This window comes from Rickettsia senegalensis (genome assembly GCF_056135685.1).
This window is the reverse complement of sequence record NZ_JBVYTQ010000001.1, coordinates 576,809-596,573: the sequence shown is the minus strand read 5'-3', so window position 1 is coordinate 596,573 and position 19,765 is coordinate 576,809. Positions and strand designations below refer to the sequence as shown.

Below are 19,765 nucleotides of genomic sequence, written 5' to 3'. Positions count from 1 at the left end.
AAAATTATATCTGAATGTCTGATAAGTTATGACTGTCAGATGAGTATTCAAGATATAAGATTTCGTTATTCTTTTCAACAGCTAACTTTTTACTATCCATAAAAGTCTGCATAGGTGTTTTTCCATAGCAATATTTACCGGAATGCGGTCTTTCATTATTATAATATTCTAGCCAAATATCAAGATCTAGTTGTAGATCATCAAGATCAGTATAGATCTTTTTACGCATAGCAGTATCAAAGAATTCTTGTTTCATAGTTTTATTAAAACGTTCACACATACCATTTGTTTGAGGAGAATATGCTTTAGTAGTAGTATGCTCAATACCCTCAATGCTTAAGAACAATTCAAAAGCATGATGTTCTATATTACCTTTATACTCACCACCTCTATCAGTTAAAATACGAAGTACTGGTATTTGCTGACTCTCATACCATGGTAACACTCTATCATTAAGCATGTCAGCAGCGGTAAGTGCTGTTTTATCAGTATATAGTTTAGCCTCTGCAACCCGAGTGTAACTATCAATAAACACTTGAGAATATACCTTGCCTATGCCTTTAAAATTACCTACATAATATGTGTCTTGGCATCCTAGATAACCTGGATGCTGTGTATCAATCTCACCATGAGCTTCTTTCTCGCTACGCCGTTTCTCTAATACTTGTAACTGAGCTTCGGTAAGAACAATACCATCCTGAGCCATTTTGGCTTCTAATGCTTTAAGTCTTTTATTGATATTATTTAAATCATTACGTAGCCAAATAGATCTAACTCCTCCAGGTGATACAAGAATACCAGTCTTTTTAAGCTCATTTGATACTCGCAGCTGACCATAAGCGGGGTATTCTATTGCCATATCTAATACTGCTCTCTCTACGGCAGGATCAACTCTATTCGCTATAATTGGCTTCTTCCGACTAATCTCATATAACGCTTCTTCTCCTCCTGTTTCATATAACTCTTTAAACCTATAATAACTGTCTCTACTGTAACCCATAGCTTTATATGCTGACGATATACTACCAAGACTCCTAGCTAATTCTAGTAATCCTATTTTTGGCTTTATTATTTTTTGATTTAGATTCATCTCTAATCCTCCATTTAATATTATCTTAATTTTACTAAATGTAAGATTAAATCTCAACTATTACATATTATAATAATGAAAGACCGCATTCCGGTAAATATTGCTATGGAAAAACACCTATGCAGACTTTTATGGATAGTAAAAAGTTAGCTGTTGAAAAGAATAACGAAATCTTATATCTTGAATACTCATCTGACAGTCATAACTTATCAGACATTCAGATATAATTTTTATAATGTCTGTAAGATTAAATCTTGACTTCTACACTTGGGAAAGCTCAATATAGCTTTTAGAATTATATAAAATTTAATTATTTTTATACTCTAAGCGCTATATTGACTTTTTTAATCTCTACGCAACAACGCCTTGCGAGAAAGGCTTGCTTGCGTAGACTCCCAGTCGTCATTGCGAGGATCGAAGCGACGTGGCAATCCAGAAAAAGATTAAAAAATTCTGTAAATCAGCATTTTTACTGGATTGCTTCGTCGAATTACTACGTAATTCTTCTCGCAATGACGGGAAAACCGAGCCATGCAACAACGCCGGTCAAGCCACGTGATGACACCGAATGCGTTTTTCGATACACGCAGGCAAGCCCGTAAGAATTACATAGAGAGTAAACAATATTTATGCCGGTATATCTTCAATAATCGGTTGTTTTTTGTTTGATTTTGTAGAAATGAGAGAGGTCATTATCGGTGCTACTAAGCCGTTAACTACCTCTTTTGTAATAGTAACGCGTTGTTTCTTTAGCTCAGCAACTTTATACATACTATCAAGCAAAAGATGCTCAAGTATTGAACGGAGCCCTCTTGCTCCAGTCTTTTTAGCTAAAGCTTTTTCAGCAATAGCTTCTAGTGCAGAATTCTCAATTACAAGCTCAGCATCATCAAGCTCGAATTGTTTCTGATATTGCTTTACTATAGCGTTTTTAGGCTTAGTTAGAATTGTAATTAAAGCATCTTTATCTAACTCGTCTAAAGTCGTAACGATAGGTAACCTACCGATAAACTCCGGTATTAAACCGAATTTAGTTAAATCTTCAATTTCTAGAGATTTAAGAATCTCACTATTATTTTTCTCTTTATCAATATTTACGTTAGCCGCAAAACCTATAGAACTATGATTAGTTCTTGCGGTTATAATGCTATCAATCCCCATAAAAGCACCACCGCAAATAAATAAGATATTTGAAGTATCTAGCTGTACGAAATCTTGTTGCGGGTGTTTCCTACCGCCTTGAGGAGGTACGGAAGCAACTGTTCCTTCCATAATTTTAAGTAGCGCCTGTTGTACGCCTTCTCCTGACACATCCCTAGTAATAGAAGGATTTTCCGATTTACGGGTAATTTTATCAACTTCATCAATATAAATTATGCCTTTTTGTGCTTTCGCTATATTAAACTCAGCTGCTATCAATAAACGTAGTAATATATTCTCAACATCTTCACCGACATAACCGGCTTCCGTTAAAGAAGTAGCATCTGCCATAGTAAAAGGTACGTCTAGAATTTTAGCAAGCGTTTGAGCAAGTAAAGTTTTTCCTGAGCCGGTAGGACCAATCAATAAAATATTCGACTTATTAAGTTCAACGTCATTATTGCCGGATTGTACATATTCAAGTCTCTTATAATGGTTATAAACTGCTACTGCTAAAATCTTTTTAGCTTGGTCTTGACCAACTACGTAATCGTTTAGAATTGCACATATTTTTTGCGGTGTTGGAATTGAAGAAGTAATTTGCTTTAACGCAACTTTACTTTCTTCTTTCATAATATCCGTACATAAATCTATACATTCATCGCAAATAAATACCGCAGGGCCTGCTATTAGTTTTTTTACTTCATGTTGTTTTTTACTACAAAATGAACAAATCAATTCTTTTTTATCAGCTTCTACTACCATTAACTTTCTTTTTTATGTTTATTTTAATAGTTCTTATTATCGTCATTGCGAGGAAAAACTATAAGTTTTGTACGTACGCAATCTCAGGAGTATTATTTTATGAGATTGCCACGCTCCTTGCAGTCGCTCGCAACGACGGTCAACAACACCTTATACAACCCTACCATACATATAATAATCTTTATGTCCATTTGCAACTATTTCGTATTTTTTAAGGATTCCCTCCCTAGCAAAACCGCATCTCTCAAGAAGATTAATTGAACGAAAATTATCAGTAATTACTGTTGCCTGTATTCTTATAATACCAATATAATCAGCAAATTTTAATATATTTTTTATAGATTTTAACATCATACCTTGACCCCAAAAACTAGGATCTAGATCATAGCTTATTTCTGCTCTGTGATGCTCTAAATTTATTGTATTAAAGCCCGCCGTACCTATTAATTTATTATCATCTTTAAGTGCAATTCCCCAATAAAAACTTCTATGATTTTTATATAGACTAGACCAATAACGCATTTCTTCTCTAGCTTCTTCTAAGTCTTTAGGTCTATTACTATCAGTTATATAAATAGCCATTTCCGACTTACTCATATAATTAAAATAATCTTGTGCATCATCTTCGACTAACGCACGTAAAACTATATCGTTTAAATCAAGTGCAGGAAAAGGAGTATATAAATATTCTCTATTTATCATAATACTTCAAGTCGTTATACTGCTTGTATTTCAAGGATTGAATTTTATTTTGATAGGCGAGTGCGCGGTGCGTACACTATAGTACGTGAGCATCACGAGTCCTTGATAAAATGAAAGAGCAATTCTTGAAAGATAAGTAGTATATATCATACATAATTAATCGGGTCTTGTATATTATTCTTTTTAAAAGCATCGAGTCTTATCATGCAAGCAAGGCAATTACCACAAGATAAATAATCCTCCGTAGGGTCGTAACATGAAATTGTATTTTTATAATCTACACCAAGCTCCAGCCCTGTTTTAATTATTTGCTCTTTTGTCATGTCAATTAAAGGAGTATGAATGGTAATTCTGTTTCCTATATTGGTTGCCAAGTTCGCCATTTCTTCAAAAGATTTAATATATTGAAGGCGACAATCAGGATAATTTGCCGAATCGCTTGTATGCACACCTATAAAAATGTCTTTTGCTCCTATTACTTCTGCATACCCTAGTGCATAACTTAAAAATATCGTATTACGAGCAGGTACGTAAGTAACCGGCACATCTTCAGGTAGTTCGTTTACATCGTGATAATGCGGAACATCTATATTATTATCGGTTAAAGCAGAACTACCGAAAGCCCGCAAATCTATATCAACAATCTTATGCTGCTTGACGTTATATTCTTTTATAAGCTCCTTAACTTTCCGAAGTTCTGCATTATTACGTTGTCCGTAATTAAAACTCATAGCATGGATTTCATAACCCATTTCTCTTGCTATTGCAAGAACCGTAGCAGAATCTGCCCCGCCGCTAACTAGAATAACTGCTTTTTTCATTGTTTACCGATAAAGTTAATTTTTGAGATACTAGAGCATTTAAACTGATTTTTGCTCCAAGTGCTTCAAGTACTAAAGTTCGATGCACACGTTTATCTACTCTAACATTAAACTACCCACTATACTCTTTCCTAGAGGGTGCTAAAGGAATAGATTGATTATGACTTATATAACTTTCTTTCATTAAAGTCCAAGCTTGTTGTAATTCATGCAGTGCTTTTTCGGGCGAATTGCCAAAAGCCGATACATGCGGTAATTCTTCAAATCTTGCTAACCAATCTCCATCCGTATCTTTAAAAAGCTCTATAGTAAACCTGTCAAATGCGTCATTTGCTTTCATCTTGTATATTCAGTTTGTCTATATATCAATTATATTGTAATTAAATAAAATTATGAACTAAAAAATTATTCAAGAATTAAAAAACGCAGGGTAAGAATCTTACTTGTAAATTTCTTACTTATAGTATACTATAACTCTAATGATAAAATTATTTTATAATTATGAAAATATCTACTAAAGGACAAATTACCATACCTATTAATATCAGAAGTAAATTAGGAATGCTGCCTAATACTGAAATTTCTTTCGTTTTACATAAAGATGGAGTTTTTATTAAAAAAGAAAAAAAATTCCAATCAAAGAGGTATAAAATTAATACAACAATTATCTGGCAAGAGTACATCAAATATGTCTACCGATGAAATAATGAAATTAACTAAATCATGATTTTAGTCGATAGCAATATAATACTAGATATTATAACTTTTGATAATAATTGGTATGAGCGGTCTTCAAATAAAATTAAATTACTTTCGCAATTTCATGAACTTATAATTAATGATATTATTTATACTGAAATATCAATTGGGTTCGAAAGAATAGAAGAGTTAGAAGCTACAATAACTGAAAACTTTTTTAAACTTACCCCCCTGTCTACAGAAGCATTGTTTTTAGCAGGCAAAGCCTTTCAAAAATATAAATTGAACAGTGGTATTAAAAATTCAATGTTACCGGATTTTTTTATTGGTGCTCATGCGAGTATATTGAAGGTAGATTTGTTAACAAGAGATGTAAGACGATATAAAACGTATTTTCCGAAAATAAATCTTATCACTCCTAATTATTCTTGACTAAATCCTTCTGATAATCTAAATTTACGTTGTTAATTTATGGCGGGTGTAGCTCAGTTGGTTAGAGCATCAGGTTGTGGTTCTGAGGGTCGCGGGTTCGAATCCCGTCACTCGCCCCATATTTTGGGATTGTTATGTGGTTACCAAATCGTCATTGCGAAGAAAATTACATAGTAATTCGACGAAGCAATTCAGTAAAAAATACTAAAGTTAGTACTTTTTATTATTTTTCTAGATTGCCACGTCGCTTCGCTCCTCGCAATGACGATTTGATATCCAACAACGCCTAAAGTCACTCGCAATGACATTTTTTCTTATGGATATCAAACTTTTATATAGACTGATTAAGTATCTAAAGTTCTATAAAAAAGACTTGATCATCGTTATGATCTCTTTACTTAGCGTATCAGCTTCATTATTACTAATCGGTAGTGTTTTTAGAAATTTAGTTGATAGAGGCTTGAGCAAAGACCATATTTTATCGGTTGATAAATCCATACTATATATCTGTTTATTAATTATCATCTTAAGTATTGCTAGTTTTTTCCGTTCATATTTTATCAATAATGTTGCTGAAAAAGCAGTTAATCAAATAAGAAAAGAAGCTTACAGTAATTTAATTAATTATGAAATCGAAGAGTTTGAAGAATTAAAAATCGGCGATATAATTTCACGCCTAACAAATGATATAGATCAAATATCTACTCTCATAGTTAATTTCTTATCTTTTTTCATTCGCAATTCAGTGATGCTAATTGGCGGCGTTACTTTAATGTTTTTTGAAAGCTTTAAACTCGCTTCTATAGTAATTATTACCATTCCTATTTTATTAATTCCTTTAATTAAATTCGGCAAACATGTTAAAGCTTTATCTAAAAAAGCTCTAGAATCTAAATCATTTTTAGCATCGGATATTGATGAAACTTTTAATAATATTAGAGCTATCTATGCTTTTAACAATCAAACAAATAAAATTACCGATTTTGATACTAAACTACAAAACTATTTAACATACTGCAAAACTCGTTTAAAAATTCGTGCTTTATTCTTTGCGATTTCAATAGCAATTATATTTCTTGCAATTACTTTAGTTGTTTGGATTGGAGCTTCGGATATAGTTAAAGGGAACGTATCTGCTGGACAAATTATATCATTTATTTATTACGCAATCATTGCCGGCTTTAGTAGCGGCGGTATTTTTGCACTATTAAGCGAAATACATCTACCACTCGCCGCGCTAGAGCGAATAATTACAATTATAGACAAGACTCCTATAACACATAATAGTTACTTAGAATTAAATAATTCCGATCCAATCTCGATAGAATTTAAAAATGTCGATTTTACCTATCATTCAAGACCTAATTTAAGGATTATTAATAATATGTCTTTGAAGATAAATGCCGATAAATTTATCGGTATTGTAGGCAGATCAGGCGGAGGCAAAAGTACCTTGATGCAGTTACTGCTGCGTTTTTACCGGCAAGAAAGCGGCGTTATCCTTATTAACAATCAAGATATAACTCTTTCAAATCCTGCGGAAATTCGTAAATTAATTGCCTATGTTCCCCAAGAAGCTAACATTTTTTCCGGCACTGTAAGGTCCAATATTATATTCGGTAATACGCAAGCGAGCGACGACGAAATAAATGAGATAATAAAAATTACGGGAATAGAAGAATTTGCCGCTAAACTTCATGACGGTATCAATGCTAAAATCGGTGAGAGAGGAGTTAGATTATCAGGAGGACAAAAACAAAGGATAGCTATTGCTAGAGCATTACTACGTAAACCGCAAATCCTACTTCTTGACGAAGCAATGAGTGCTTTAGATACCATGAGCGAGCAGAAATTACTAGACTCTATAAAAAAAATAATGAAAGGGAAAATTATTATATCAATTGCCCATCGGATTAGTAGTATAGAATCAGCTGATTATATTTTAGTGATAGATAAAGGAGAAGTAGCGGCTAGCGGATCACATAATGATTTATCTAAAAACTCAGAAACCTATCGTAATATTTGCAGAGAACAGTTAACAGTATAAAGGGGTATGTCATTGCGCCTGCGTGGGTATCACCCCGTCATTGCGAGAGGAATTTCAAGGTAATTCGACGAAGCAATCTCAGGAGTTTGTTATTACTTCATGAGATTGCCACGCTCCTTTCAGTCGCTCGCAATGACGGATAAACCGGCCTACTCAACAATACCTCACAAGAATGACAATAAAGTAGATAATTGATATATTTGTTACAATAAAAGCTCCGTGGTATAAAAAATTTAAATATTAAATATAATTTAGCTTGAAAGCTGCCGTGGCTTTGTTATAATCGTAATTACAAAACAAAAAAGGTTTACAAAATGAAAAATTTATTAAAGATTTTATTAATTCTAGCTTTCGCAAGCCCAGTATTTGCTTCATCAATGCAAATGCCTGACCCAGCTTCAGTTACAACAACCCAAATACAAGCTATGAGTACTGACGATCAACAAGCTTGGGTTGCTAGCTTAGTAGCATCTGTAACTCCGGATTCAAACCCATATACTCAACTAAGTCCTGATGTCCAAAAGTGGGTAATGGAAAATACTACCGATGCTCAAAAACAAGCTTTAGGAATTAATCAGTAATATTTTAATTGATTTTTAAAATCGATAGGGGGCTGTTAACAAAATAATTCTAATTAATAATTAAAAAGAATTTTTAGCGAAAATTAATAAGATTTTTGAAAGTATAGTTAATACTATTTTAAAAAAGTTTTATAATTTACAGCAAAAGTAAACTCAATTAGCTTTAAAATTTATTTTGTTAATAGTCCCATATGTTAGAAATAATTATTCTTAACATATATCACTAAAAGTTTCTGCTTTCACTTCCTTTCAGTCTTCCTGTTATCGTGTCATGTATATACTCATTGATAAATAAAAATTGCTAGACGAGCATAAATATTCATTTATTCTTTCTTTAGTAAAATAATACTGTGTCATCCTCTCAAAAGCACACGGGGGCAACTTAAGGCTCTATGTCATTCCCGCATAGGCGGGAATCCAGCATAAAGCGAGATTACCTTCGCTTTTTAAAAAATATAATAAAAAAATCTTTAAAATTAAAGATTTTTAGCATGGATCCCTGCTTTCGCAGGGATGACACCTAATGAGATTCGCCCTAAGTTGACACCTATACGCTTTTGCAGGAATGACATCGTCAACGTAACCTAAAACTAACAATTACTTATGAAATTACTTATTACCGTAATCATCATGGAAATACTCGCTGGAGCGGAAATAGATTTATTCGTTCCAAGCTTCCCTGAAATACAAGATACATTCAACCTTTCAACTTTTATGACGGAACTACTACTCGGTGTAAATCTAACCGCTTATTGTATTACTTCGCTTATAGTCGGTAATTTAGGAGATAGGTATGGACGCAGACCGATTATTATACGCGGTTTACTGATTTTTAATCTTGGTAGTTTATTTTGTGTATTTGCAAATAATTATGAAGCTATATTATTTGGAAGATTTTTGCAAGGATGCGGGATATCATCGGTTGCAGTGCTAGTATATGTTGTTCTTGCCGATATTTATTCAGTACAAGAGCAGCAAAGATTAATAGGCATTTTAAACGGCACTATTGCTCTTTCTATGGCAATAGCACCGGTTATAGGTAGCTACGTCAATTTATTTTGGGGCTGGCGAGGTAATTTTGTTTTATTGCTTATAGTAGGTTTGATTAGTCTAATTCTTGGTATATTATTTATTCCGAAAAGAAAAGTTAATAAAAAAATACATATTTCCTTAAAAGAATATATACCTATCTTCAAATCACCAAAAGCTATATATTATATACTTACAATGATATTTCTTGCACAAGGATATTGGATATTTATTGGGATTGCTCCTATTTTATATATGCAAGATTTAGGTGTAACTTTAGAATATTTCGGACTTTATCAAGGAGCAATGGCGGCTCTATTCTCAATTATGAGCTTTTCAAGCGGTTATTGTTTTAAAAAATTCGGTATTAGAAATTGCTTCTATTTTGGAGTTATGTTTATAATACTATTCCTACTAGGAAATAGTATATTAGTTATATATAATATTAATAACCCTTTAACTATAACAATAGTTACTTTATTATTATCTCTTGGCGTGATATATCCGATTAACATATTATGGCCGTTGCTTTTAGAAGCTATTCCGGACGGTAAAGCTCGTATGACGGCTATGTTTACTGCGGCTAGATTGATTTTAACGGCATTTGGGCTGCAATTAGTAGGATTTTTATATAACGGTACTTTTGCCCCTCTTGGCATTACTATATCCATTGTTACGCTATTTGGGTTAATAACATTACCTAAATTATTTAAGTACGATAAAGTCTTTGAGATTTCTGATAGAGTGTAGAGGTCTTTGTTTCGTCATTGCGAGCGACTGCAAGGAACGTGGCAATCTCAGGAAATAAAAACTAGATTGCCACGTCGCTTCGCTCCTCGCAATGACGATATAGATATAAGAACAAATAAAAAAATGATCAATAACAATTTTATTTTCAAGATAGCTTTCGGATATTTTAGAGCTAAGAAAAACGAAAAATTTGTTTCTATTATTTCTGCCTTTTCTTTAGTAGGCGTAATGATCGGCGTTACAGCATTGATAGTAGTTATGTCTGTTATGAACGGTTTTCATATAGAGCTTACTAAAAATATTATCGGCTTAAATGGGGATATAGTAATAAATCGGCAAGGCGGTAGTATTGGTAACTATGAAGAAATTAAAGCTAAACTCCTAAAACAAGATTATGTAAAGCATGTAACATTCATCGCTCACGGTCAAGCTTTGGCTCTTGGTAAAAGCAATAATAGCGGCGCGCTTATTAAAGGTATGAAATTAAAGGATCTCAGTTTAAGAAATGAAATTTTTAAAAATGTAAATTTCGGTAGTTTTGATGATTTTCACGGCAAAAACGTAATAGCACTCGGAGAACAATTAGCAAGTAATTTAGGCGTAACAATTGGGGATAAGATTAGATTAATTTCACCAAATTCAGTTTCTACCGCCTTTGGCAGTATGCCAAGATCAAAAGAATTTAAAATTATCGCAATTTTCAATAGCGGTATGTATGATTATGATTTGACAACGATATTAATGCCGCTTACCGCAGCACAAAATTTCTTATCTCTCGGCGACGACATTAATTTAATCGAAATTAATAGTCTAGACCCCGATAAAGCTCTTGCATATTCATATAAAATACAATCATTATTAGGTCCAAACCTATACGTATTTAATTGGCAAACCTTAAATTCACAGTTTTTAAGCGCCCTTGCCGTCGAGCGTACGGCTATGTTTACTATTCTATCTTTAATTATTACGGTTGCCGCATTTAATATTATTTCAAGCTTATTTATGCTTGTTAAAGATAAAACTTCAGATATTGCAATTCTTAGAACTATGGGAGCAAGCACTAAGCAAATAATGCTTATTTTTATCTATAACGGAATGTTTATAGGATTACTTGGCACAACGCTAGGTGTAATCCTTGGTGTTACTTTCTCTTATAATATTCAAACTATCAAGAATTATTTGGAGCGTATAACCGGTACTAAAATTTTCGAGGCAGCTATTTATTTTCTTTATAGTTTACCTTCAAAAGTAAGAGCTGAGGATATTATTTTAATTACCTCTTTATCTATAATATTGTGTTTTCTTGCGACAATTTATCCTTCTTATAGAGCCTCAAAATTAAATCCCGTGGATGCCCTAAGATATGAATAATACAGTCCTCATTCTAAAAAATATCTCAAAACATTACAGCCAAGGCAAAACTATTGTTAGGGTACTTGATGACCTTAATTTAACGGTTAATGAGGGTGAATTAATCGCTATAATAGGTTCTTCAGGTAGCGGCAAATCAACTTTACTGCATATTGCCGGCTTGCTTGATAAACCTACAAACGGTCAAGTCATTATACCAAATAGCAAGTATCAAAAATATCATCTCATTCGTCTTCATTATTTAGGTTTTATCTATCAACAACATCACTTACTTAAAGATTTTACCGTTCTTGAAAATGTTATTATGCCAAGACTTATTAGCGGTCTTGATCAAAAAGAAGCAATAGAAGATGCGTGCAAAATATTAGATGATTTAGGACTTGAGAAAAAACTCTATAATATGCCCGGAGAATTATCGGGAGGAGAACAACAACGAGTTGCAATAGCTCGGAGCCTAATTAATAAGCCGAAAATTATTTTAGCTGATGAACCGACAGGTAATTTAGATCCCAAAACTACAAATGAAGTATTTAATTTATTTTTAAAAGTAGCAAGAGAGCAAAACACCGCAGTTATTATGGTAACACATAACCATGAGTTAGCACATAAAATGGATAAATTATATAAGCTAAAGCACGGATTATTAAATATAGCTTGATTTGAAGCCCAAAAATTCTGATAATTAAATTATATTAATACTATTTATTTAATAAAGGTTAGTAATGGCTGAGCCTATCATATTTACTCTTTTACTTGGCAATAAAGATCAGATATTAGAAAGAATAAACAATCAGGAAGCTCAAAATAAACTACCTATTATTCCGCTTCAAGTTAATAAAGAATCACATATATCCGATAAAGAACGTATTTTTTCGGAAATCTTAGAAAGATCCCATAAAGAGGGCAAAACACCGATTTTTAACATTCAACTTAACAATAATGATGTAAAACCAATTTTTCGGGTACAAGATTTAATTAATTCGCAAAATTTAAATATAAAAACTACTATTACTTTTGATCAATATAATTCATTAACCCAAAATCCTGAGCTGGAAGCTTATTGGAAGCAAATTATGGAAAAAGTTGATCATGTTTTTTTCACAAATGAAACAGATCAAAATTTAGCTATAGCCGATGGTATAGTGCCAAAAGATAAAACCACTACAATTACGGATATAAGTTTAGTAACATCTGTTTTTAACAATCTTGTATATGATCGTGAAATTGACCAGTTGCTCTCCGGTACGATACCTGACAAAGCAAAATTAGATAAACTAATAAAAACAGCTAAAAATCAAGGTGGTAGAGTAATTATAGAAACTTGGCCTCTTTCTGCAGACGAAGCAACAAATCTTATCACTGCTAAATTCGGTATTAGCTCTGAAGATCAAATTTACGGATTGAAACTTGAAATTAATGAAATCTTAAAAGATCCAAATAATGTTGCTGAAAACTTTAAAAAATTTGTATCACAAATATCTAGGCAATTTCAAAAAGATTTAGGTAAAGCTGAGGTAAGCCCTATTGACTTTAATTTTAATACAAAGAAAGTTATGAAAGATAGAGCTGAGGATATACAAAAAGAACAAACAACACCATATAAACCTCCGCAAGAAAACCAACCACAACAGCAAGGTTTTTTTAGAAGAGTTTTTAACTATTTTAAAAATATAGCAACTAGTTTTAAAGAAAAAATATTCGGCAAAAAAGAAGAACCTAAAACTCAAAAATCAACATCTCCAACTACGGAAGCAATGACGCAAGAACAGCAAGTAGTTGCTGTCCCTTCTATAACTCAACCGGAACAACAAGCTTCCGTGAGTAATACAAAACCATGGGAAGAACTAGGAGTTACACAAAAAATGTATGAAGCATCTCTGCAAGCAGAAAAACAATTAATTAAATCACTAATAGAGCCAAAAATACCTAAAAAAAATCATAACCGGTTATAAATACTGAAGATACTGAAGCTCAAGCCGGTATTTATAATACAGAAAATATAAAACAACCTGAGTATTTATACACTGAAGATGATATAAAAAATATATTGGAAGCAAATATAGATAAGAATAAATTCTCTATATTTCATCACGCCTCTTTAGAAGAGCCGGAAATACTAAAAGATACTCTTTATGCTACAGGAGAGGGGTTACTATTAGATAACAAATCTGCAATTATACCATTAAATACAGGGCATAAACATTGGTTACTCTTAACGGCTAGTAAAGATGATAAAGGAAATATAAACTTTATTTATAATGACCCCATGGTGAGCCATTAGAAACTCGTCCTAAAGTAACAAAATATATTAACGAAGTTTATCCCGGTGCAAAAATAATAGAACTAAACACCAAACAACAAGAAAACGCTTATGATTGCGGAGTTTTCGTATGCGATAGTGCAATAAAATTTTCTAAAGGTCAAAAAATTCTAACTACTGAAGAATCTAAAGGACAAGGTATAAATTTAAGAAAGGCTCAAGCTAATACACTATTAATGCAACAGCAAGCACAAGAAATCGTGAGACCGTTAAAAACAAATTCTGTACAGCAATCAAGTAATAAATTTCAAGAATTAGTGAAGAATCAAAAAACAACTGATCACTCTAGACGACTCTAATATACTCTTATAAGAATAAGTAGTATACTTGGTGCAACTTTAAAAAGAGTAATCGGTTCAAAGTCCTCGGAGCGGAGCATATACTTAATATGTGAGTACCGCAGCTCTTGTAGAACGACGTAGCCAATTTTTGAAATTCTACCTGAGTATACAAAAAAAACATTAGGCAAAATTCCTAATTCCTAATATAATTATTTATAGTTAATTTATATTTAACAAGAATGACTATCATACTTGTGATCGTTATTATAATAATGATCACCTTATCAGCTTTATTTGCTGCTACAGAAACTGCTATTACCGCCTCCTCGCCGGGGAAAATTCATAAGCTTAAAATTGCCGGTAATAAGCGTGCTAAAACAGTTTTAGAGGTTCTTAAGAAAAAAGAAAAAGTCATAGGAACTTTATTAATAGGTAATAGTTTAATCAATACGGTTTGTACCACTATTGCTACTACTCTCTTTATTAGCTTTCTCGGCGATAACGGACCAATAGTTGCTTCCGGCGTTATGGCTTTTATAATTATTGTTTTTGCCGAAGTAGTACCGAAAGCAATAGCCGTTGCTAAGCCTGAACAATTAGCATTAAAAATGGCTTCAACTATCGTAATATTTTTAAAGCTTTTCAAACCTATTAATATTGCTCTTGATTACATTACAAAAATATTTTGCTTCATATTTCGTATTAATTTAAATCCTCAAATATCAGGAACGGAAGAAGTAAGAGGCGTGATTGAGCATTACCATCAAGAAGGCGGAGTTTATAAATCCGATCGTAATATGCTCGGCGGAATATTAGATATACGTAATATGACGGTATCGGAAATTATGACTCACAGAAGTAGTATTATAGCCCTTAATATTGACCTACCTCATGAAGAGATAATTAAAACTTTATTATCGGTGGCTCATACACGTATACCTTTGTGGCAAGATAATAGAGATAATATAATAGGGATTCTCAATCTAAAAGATTTGCTTAAAGCATTATACGAAAATAATAATGATGCAAAAAAAGTTGATATTAATAAACTTCTAACTCCACCTTGGTTTATCCCTGAGAACGCACTTGTAGTAGATCAGTTACATGCCTTTAGAGAGCGTAATAATCATTTTGCTTGTGTTGTAGATGAATATGGCGATTTACAGGGAATTATTACTCTTGAAGATGTTATAGAAGAAATCGTAGGACCTATTACCGATGAACATGATAGGCTTAATCATGAAATTATCAAGAAGTCTAATACCGAGTTCATTATAAAAGGCACTACGACTATTAGAGATATTAACCGAGAACTTGATTGGAATTTATCGGATGAGGATGCAAATACTATAGCGGGGTTAATAATCCATAAAATTGCTAGAATTCCAAATCAAGGAGAAGTAATTGAAATATTTAACTTTAAAATAATAATTTTAAAGAAAATTGCCAATAAGATTGATAGCGTAAAAATTACCGTATTACCTACTACCGAGGAAACAATAAGCAGTGAGTGAAATCGGTAATTTTTTACTACTAACAACGATGTGCTTAAGCGGGATGTCGATTGTTTTTGGCTTATTAACGCGTCATTGCGAGCGACTAAAAGGAGCGTGGCAATCTCATGAAGTAATACAAAAACTCCTGAGATTGCCGCGTCGACACTTCGTGCCTCCTCGCAATGACAATATTATCAGTTTTTCTTTCTACGCAAGTGCCTTATGCCCCGTACTCGCTTTCTTTACCCTAGTCTATGCTTTTATTATTTCTGACTTTTCACTACAAAATGTTTTCTTAAATTCTAGCATCTTAAAGCCGTTAATATATAAAATAGCCGGTAGTTGGTCAAGCCACGAAGGCTCAATGTTATTATGGTTTTGTTTATTACAAATCGTTAGTTGCTGTTATATATTTTTACTTAAAGATAACCGTCTTAAATTTTCATCTATTATTATTCTATCAGCCATACAACTATTTTTTAGTAGTTTTATTTACTTTACCTCCAATCCTTTTAACGTGTTTTCTTTCGCTCCTAAAGAGGGGCTTGGACTAAACCCGATGCTCCAAGATATTGCTTTGAGCATCCATCCTCCTCTGCTTTATTTAGGCTATGTCAGCTATGTAATGCCTTTTACTATTGTTTGTGCCGCTATGTTATTCCATTCCTCTTCTATGTCATTCCTACGAAAGCAGGAATCCATTAATGACATACGCTTTCTCAAAACATTTTCCAATATTGGTATCTTGTTTACTACTATCGGCATTAGCCTAGGTTCTTGGTGGGCCTATAGAGAACTCGGCTGGGGTGGATTTTGGTTTTTCGACCCGGTAGAAAATATTTCGCTATTTCCTTGGTTATCCGGAATTATGCTACATCATTCTATAATAGTTACTACCAAAACAAACCGAATGCAAAACTGGACGATAATCTTATCAATTGTTACTTTTTTGCTCGTAATATTTAGTACTTTTTTAGTACGCTCCGGTTTTATTACCTCAATTCACTCTTTTGCATTCTCACCTGAGAGAGGAATATACTTACTTGGGATATTCTTGATTATGGGGATTGGTAGTACTTCGTTGTATACTACCACATCATTGCGAGGAGATGCATCAGCATCGACGAAGCAATCTCAGGAAACTGACCGAGATTGCCACAGCCACTTTCGTGGCTTCACAATGGCTGGTATAACCCTCGGCAACATCTTCTTTCTCCTTAGCCTTATTGTGCTAATAGCTGCCACACTTTACCCGCCAATTTATTCTTTATTTGACGATAAACCTATTATTATCGGTGAAACATTTTTTGTTAATAATTTTATTATATTCGTTATCCCTATTCTTTGTACTATAGGATTATTTACTACTAAAAGCTCTATTAAAAAACATATTATAATTCTAATATTATCTCTAATAATTACTTATTTTATCTCGTTAAAAGTAACATTTAGTGTTATATCGATTTTAACTATAATCGCATCTATATTTTTGATGCTTCATAATGTTTATTATCTTTTGATTAAAACTAATTATTTTAGAAATAGGCTTAAAACAAGTACTACTAGTATGACCTTAGGGCATTTTGGTTTTGCACTAATTGCTTTCAGTATTACTATGAATGCACTATTACAAAGTGAAATGGATTTTACTGGTAAAATAGGGGCAAGCAAAACATTTAACGAATTTAAAATAACCTTGCAAAATATTAAGTTTGCTCAAGGTAAAAATTATTATAGACAAATCGCTGAATTTTGGCTTGAGGATAATAGCCGTAATATAACTATATTAAAGCCGGAAAATAGGCTTTATATAGTTGAGAAGAGCTTATCGCAAGAAAGTGATATATATTCTTACTTATCATATGATCTTTACGCCGTTTTAAGTAATATAGACGGCGATATAATTCATGCTAAAATATATTATAAACCAATGATGAGCTTTATTTGGCTTGGAATTATTCTTACCGCTTTCGGCTTTTTTATTGCACTAATCAGAAAAAATTCTAGCTAATTTGAACCATCACATTTAAGGTTTAAAATTTTAATACTATTCGGATGATCAGCTCCAAATTTTTCTATCTGATTATTACGGAATTTTTCATACCAAAATTTCTTAGGTAAAGCACAACTAGCTTTAGCGGCTGCAAGATACATATTACTTATTTCATATGTAATAGTTGAGATTTAATCTTACATTTAGTAAAATTAAGATAATATTAAATGGAGGATTAGAGATGAATCTAAATCAAAAAATAATAAAGCCAAAAATAGGATTACTAGAATTAGCTAGGAGTCTTGGTAGTATATCGTCAGCATATAAAGCTATGGGTTACAGTAGAGACAGTTATTATAGGTTTAAAGAGTTATATGAAACAGGAGGAGAAGAAGCATTATATGAGATTAGTCGGAAGAAGCCAATTATAGCGAATAGAGTTGATCCTGCCGTAGAGAGAGCAGTATTAGATATGGCAATAGAATACCCTGCTTATGGTCAGCTGCGAGTATCAAATGAGCTTAAAAAGACTGGTATTCTTGTATCACCTGGAGGAGTTAGATCTATTTGGCTACGTAATGATTTAAATAATATCAATAAAAGACTTAAAGCATTAGAAGCCAAAATGGCTCAGGATGGTATTGTTCTTACCGAAGCTCAGTTACAAGTATTAGAGAAACGGCGTAGCGAGAAAGAAGCTCATGGTGAGATTGATACACAGCATCCAGGTTATCTAGGATGCCAAGACACATATTATGTAGGTAATTTTAAAGGCATAGGCAAGGTATATTCTCAAGTGTTTATTGATAGTTACACTCGGGTTGCAGAGGCTAAACTATATACTGATAAAACAGCACTTACCGCTGCTGACATGCTTAATGATAGAGTGTTACCATGGTATGAGAGTCAGCAAATACCAGTACTTCGTATTTTAACTGATAGAGGTGGTGAGTATAAAGGTAATATAGAACATCATGCTTTTGAATTGTTCTTAAGCATTGAGGGTATTGAGCATACTACTACTAAAGCATATTCTCCTCAAACAAATGGTATGTGTGAACGTTTTAATAAAACTATGAAACAAGAATTCTTTGATACTGCTATGCGTAAAAAGATCTATACTGATCTTGATGATCTACAACTAGATCTTGATATTTGGCTAGAATATTATAATAATGAAAGACCGCATTCCGGTAAATATTGCTATGGAAAAACACCTATGCAGACTTTTATGGATAGTAAAAAGTTAGCTGTTGAAAAGAATAACGAAATCTTATATCTTGAATACTCATCTGACAGTCATAACTTATCAGACATTCAGATATAATTTTTATAATGTCTGTAAGATTAAATCTTGACTTCTACAAATAATTCATCATCTTGAGAACAAACTATAATATTACCGTTATATTCCCAATTAATAAAATCTTCTATTTTCTTATTCTCGCCTATTTTTAAAATTATCAAATACCAACAACCATTTATCTTTACTTGCTAGATAGCTATTAAATCGTTCCTCATCACTGCCATATCTTCTGAAATCACCGGTGATTTTACCTCAATATTAATAGCTTTAGATAATTTGAGTAATTGCTGCTCTATATTTAGATTACAATCAATAAACCAAATTATATTATAGTTATCTTTATTTTCATAAGCGTACATCCTAGCAAGCTGGGTTTTACCCATACCGCTTCCCCCTACTACACTAGATTGCTTGTATTTATTAAGATTTTCTTTTAGCTTTTCTAATTGCGATACATGATTTATAAAATAGCTAACCGGTACAACTAAATTAGATATTTGACTTTGAGCAAATATAGTTCCGCTTATTAGAAGTATACTAATCACTAATATATATTTTTTTATAATATTTATTAATTTTAAATTTCTAGCTGTAAAGCTTTATATCTTTTCGACTAAAAGTCAATAAAAATTTGAGGTTAATGAAGATATTGCACTGGGTGAAAAATTAGGTGATGTCATTCTCGCGTAGCATTGTTGCATAGCTCGATTTCACCACTGTCATCCCGTGGCTTGACCTATATACCGAACAATTTTTATTCTATGCCATTTCGCGTGACATTGTAGCGTGGACCTGCTTTTCCGTCATTGCGAGGAAATTACAAAGTAATTGACGAAGCAATCCAGTTAAAAATTCTGATTTACAGAATTTTTTTTTAATTATTTTCTAGGTTGCAACAATGCTTCGCTCCTCGCAAGACCTTGTTGCGTAGATATAAAAAAA

Annotated in this window: 16 protein-coding genes, 1 tRNA gene and 3 pseudogenes; 13 read left to right on the top strand and 7 right to left on the bottom strand. The window is 32.6% G+C overall.

The annotated features are described in order from the left end of the window. Window positions 1-4 precede the first annotated feature (4 nt). A complete protein-coding gene (locus tag AC0ODJ_RS03155) occupies window positions 5-1,090 on the bottom strand; it encodes an IS481 family transposase (protein WP_121834048.1) in 1,086 nt (361 codons plus the stop codon). A gap of 59 nt (window positions 1,091-1,149) precedes the next feature. On the opposite strand from AC0ODJ_RS03155, the pseudogene AC0ODJ_RS03150 reads away from it, so the two are divergent. Next, a pseudogene (locus AC0ODJ_RS03150) lies at window positions 1,150-1,317 on the top strand (IS481 family transposase); the annotation flags it as partial. 400 nt (window positions 1,318-1,717) lie between these two features. Here AC0ODJ_RS03150 and clpX read toward each other — a convergent pair. The 4 genes and pseudogenes from clpX to AC0ODJ_RS03130 all read right to left on the bottom strand — a co-directional run bounded on the left by clpX (window position 1,718) and on the right by AC0ODJ_RS03130 (window position 4,858). Beyond that, window positions 1,718-2,995 (bottom strand): ATP-dependent Clp protease ATP-binding subunit ClpX, encoded by a 1,278-nt coding sequence (gene clpX / locus AC0ODJ_RS03145; RefSeq protein WP_218460889.1) that lies wholly within the window; start codon window positions 2,993-2,995, stop codon window positions 1,718-1,720. Window positions 2,996-3,145: 150 nt separating this feature from the next. Continuing rightward, on the bottom strand, window positions 3,146-3,697 hold the full coding sequence (locus AC0ODJ_RS03140; RefSeq protein ID WP_218460890.1) for a GNAT family N-acetyltransferase: 552 nt from the start codon (window positions 3,695-3,697) through the stop codon (window positions 3,146-3,148). A 146-nt stretch (window positions 3,698-3,843) separates the two neighbouring features. Continuing rightward, the gene (gene queC / locus AC0ODJ_RS03135) at window positions 3,844-4,518 is read right to left on the bottom strand and encodes a 7-cyano-7-deazaguanine synthase QueC (protein WP_218460891.1); all 675 of its coding nucleotides are present in this window, start codon (window positions 4,516-4,518) and stop codon (window positions 3,844-3,846) included. Then, window positions 4,493-4,858, bottom strand: a pseudogene (locus AC0ODJ_RS03130) (toxin-antitoxin system HicB family antitoxin). Before AC0ODJ_RS03130 ends, queC begins: the two are co-directional and overlap by 26 nt. A gap of 161 nt (window positions 4,859-5,019) precedes the next feature. Here AC0ODJ_RS03130 and AC0ODJ_RS03125 point away from each other — a divergent pair. The 11 genes and pseudogenes from AC0ODJ_RS03125 to AC0ODJ_RS03075 all read left to right on the top strand — a co-directional run bounded on the left by AC0ODJ_RS03125 (window position 5,020) and on the right by AC0ODJ_RS03075 (window position 17,535). Continuing rightward, window positions 5,020-5,220 carry an AbrB/MazE/SpoVT family DNA-binding domain-containing protein gene (locus AC0ODJ_RS03125; protein ID WP_256621532.1) on the top strand — a complete coding sequence of 67 codons (201 nt, stop codon included), beginning with the start codon at window positions 5,020-5,022 and terminating at the stop codon, window positions 5,218-5,220. Between the two features lie 21 nt (window positions 5,221-5,241). Further along, the gene (locus AC0ODJ_RS03120) at window positions 5,242-5,649 is read left to right on the top strand and encodes a type II toxin-antitoxin system VapC family toxin (RefSeq protein WP_474465012.1); all 408 of its coding nucleotides are present in this window, start codon (window positions 5,242-5,244) and stop codon (window positions 5,647-5,649) included. Window positions 5,650-5,691: 42 nt separating this feature from the next. Beyond that, window positions 5,692-5,768, top strand: a tRNA-His gene (locus AC0ODJ_RS03115). A 197-nt stretch (window positions 5,769-5,965) separates the two neighbouring features. Then, complete coding sequence (locus AC0ODJ_RS03110; RefSeq protein ID WP_218460899.1) at window positions 5,966-7,696, top strand: ABC transporter ATP-binding protein; 1,731 nt, start codon at window positions 5,966-5,968, stop codon at window positions 7,694-7,696. Window positions 7,697-8,010: 314 nt separating this feature from the next. Then, complete coding sequence (locus AC0ODJ_RS03105) at window positions 8,011-8,277, top strand: DUF2673 domain-containing protein (protein WP_474465009.1); 267 nt, start codon at window positions 8,011-8,013, stop codon at window positions 8,275-8,277. A gap of 603 nt (window positions 8,278-8,880) precedes the next feature. After that, the gene (locus AC0ODJ_RS03100) at window positions 8,881-10,056 is read left to right on the top strand and encodes a multidrug effflux MFS transporter (RefSeq protein ID WP_474465006.1); all 1,176 of its coding nucleotides are present in this window, start codon (window positions 8,881-8,883) and stop codon (window positions 10,054-10,056) included. Window positions 10,057-10,179: 123 nt separating this feature from the next. After that, the gene (locus tag AC0ODJ_RS03095) at window positions 10,180-11,427 is read left to right on the top strand and encodes a lipoprotein-releasing ABC transporter permease subunit (protein ID WP_218460900.1); all 1,248 of its coding nucleotides are present in this window, start codon (window positions 10,180-10,182) and stop codon (window positions 11,425-11,427) included. Beyond that, a complete protein-coding gene (locus tag AC0ODJ_RS03090; protein WP_218460895.1) occupies window positions 11,420-12,085 on the top strand; it encodes an ABC transporter ATP-binding protein in 666 nt (221 codons plus the stop codon). Before AC0ODJ_RS03095 ends, AC0ODJ_RS03090 begins: the two co-directional genes overlap by 8 nt. Before the next feature lie 64 nt (window positions 12,086-12,149). Then, window positions 12,150-14,046: pseudogene (locus AC0ODJ_RS03085) on the top strand (Ulp1 family isopeptidase). A 221-nt stretch (window positions 14,047-14,267) separates the two neighbouring features. Then, on the top strand, window positions 14,268-15,542 hold the full coding sequence (locus AC0ODJ_RS03080; RefSeq protein WP_218460896.1) for an HlyC/CorC family transporter: 1,275 nt from the start codon (window positions 14,268-14,270) through the stop codon (window positions 15,540-15,542). Between the two features lie 151 nt (window positions 15,543-15,693). Continuing rightward, window positions 15,694-17,535 (top strand): heme lyase CcmF/NrfE family subunit, encoded by a 1,842-nt coding sequence (locus AC0ODJ_RS03075; protein WP_371920423.1) that lies wholly within the window; start codon window positions 15,694-15,696, stop codon window positions 17,533-17,535. Here AC0ODJ_RS03075 and AC0ODJ_RS03070 read toward each other — a convergent pair. Next, window positions 17,532-17,678 carry a hypothetical protein gene (locus AC0ODJ_RS03070; protein WP_218460898.1) on the bottom strand — a complete coding sequence of 49 codons (147 nt, stop codon included), beginning with the start codon at window positions 17,676-17,678 and terminating at the stop codon, window positions 17,532-17,534. The two genes, AC0ODJ_RS03075 and AC0ODJ_RS03070, sit on opposite strands and share 4 nt — an antisense overlap. An 80-nt stretch (window positions 17,679-17,758) precedes the next feature. Here AC0ODJ_RS03070 and AC0ODJ_RS03065 point away from each other — a divergent pair, with 80 nt between their 5' ends. Next, window positions 17,759-18,844, top strand: coding sequence for an IS481 family transposase (locus AC0ODJ_RS03065; protein WP_121834048.1), 1,086 nt, complete (start codon window positions 17,759-17,761; stop codon window positions 18,842-18,844). 167 nt (window positions 18,845-19,011) lie between these two features. Here AC0ODJ_RS03065 and AC0ODJ_RS03060 read toward each other — a convergent pair whose 3' ends face one another. Then, window positions 19,012-19,368 (bottom strand): ATP-binding protein, encoded by a 357-nt coding sequence (locus AC0ODJ_RS03060; protein WP_474464996.1) that lies wholly within the window; start codon window positions 19,366-19,368, stop codon window positions 19,012-19,014. Window positions 19,369-19,765: the final 397 nt, after the last annotated feature.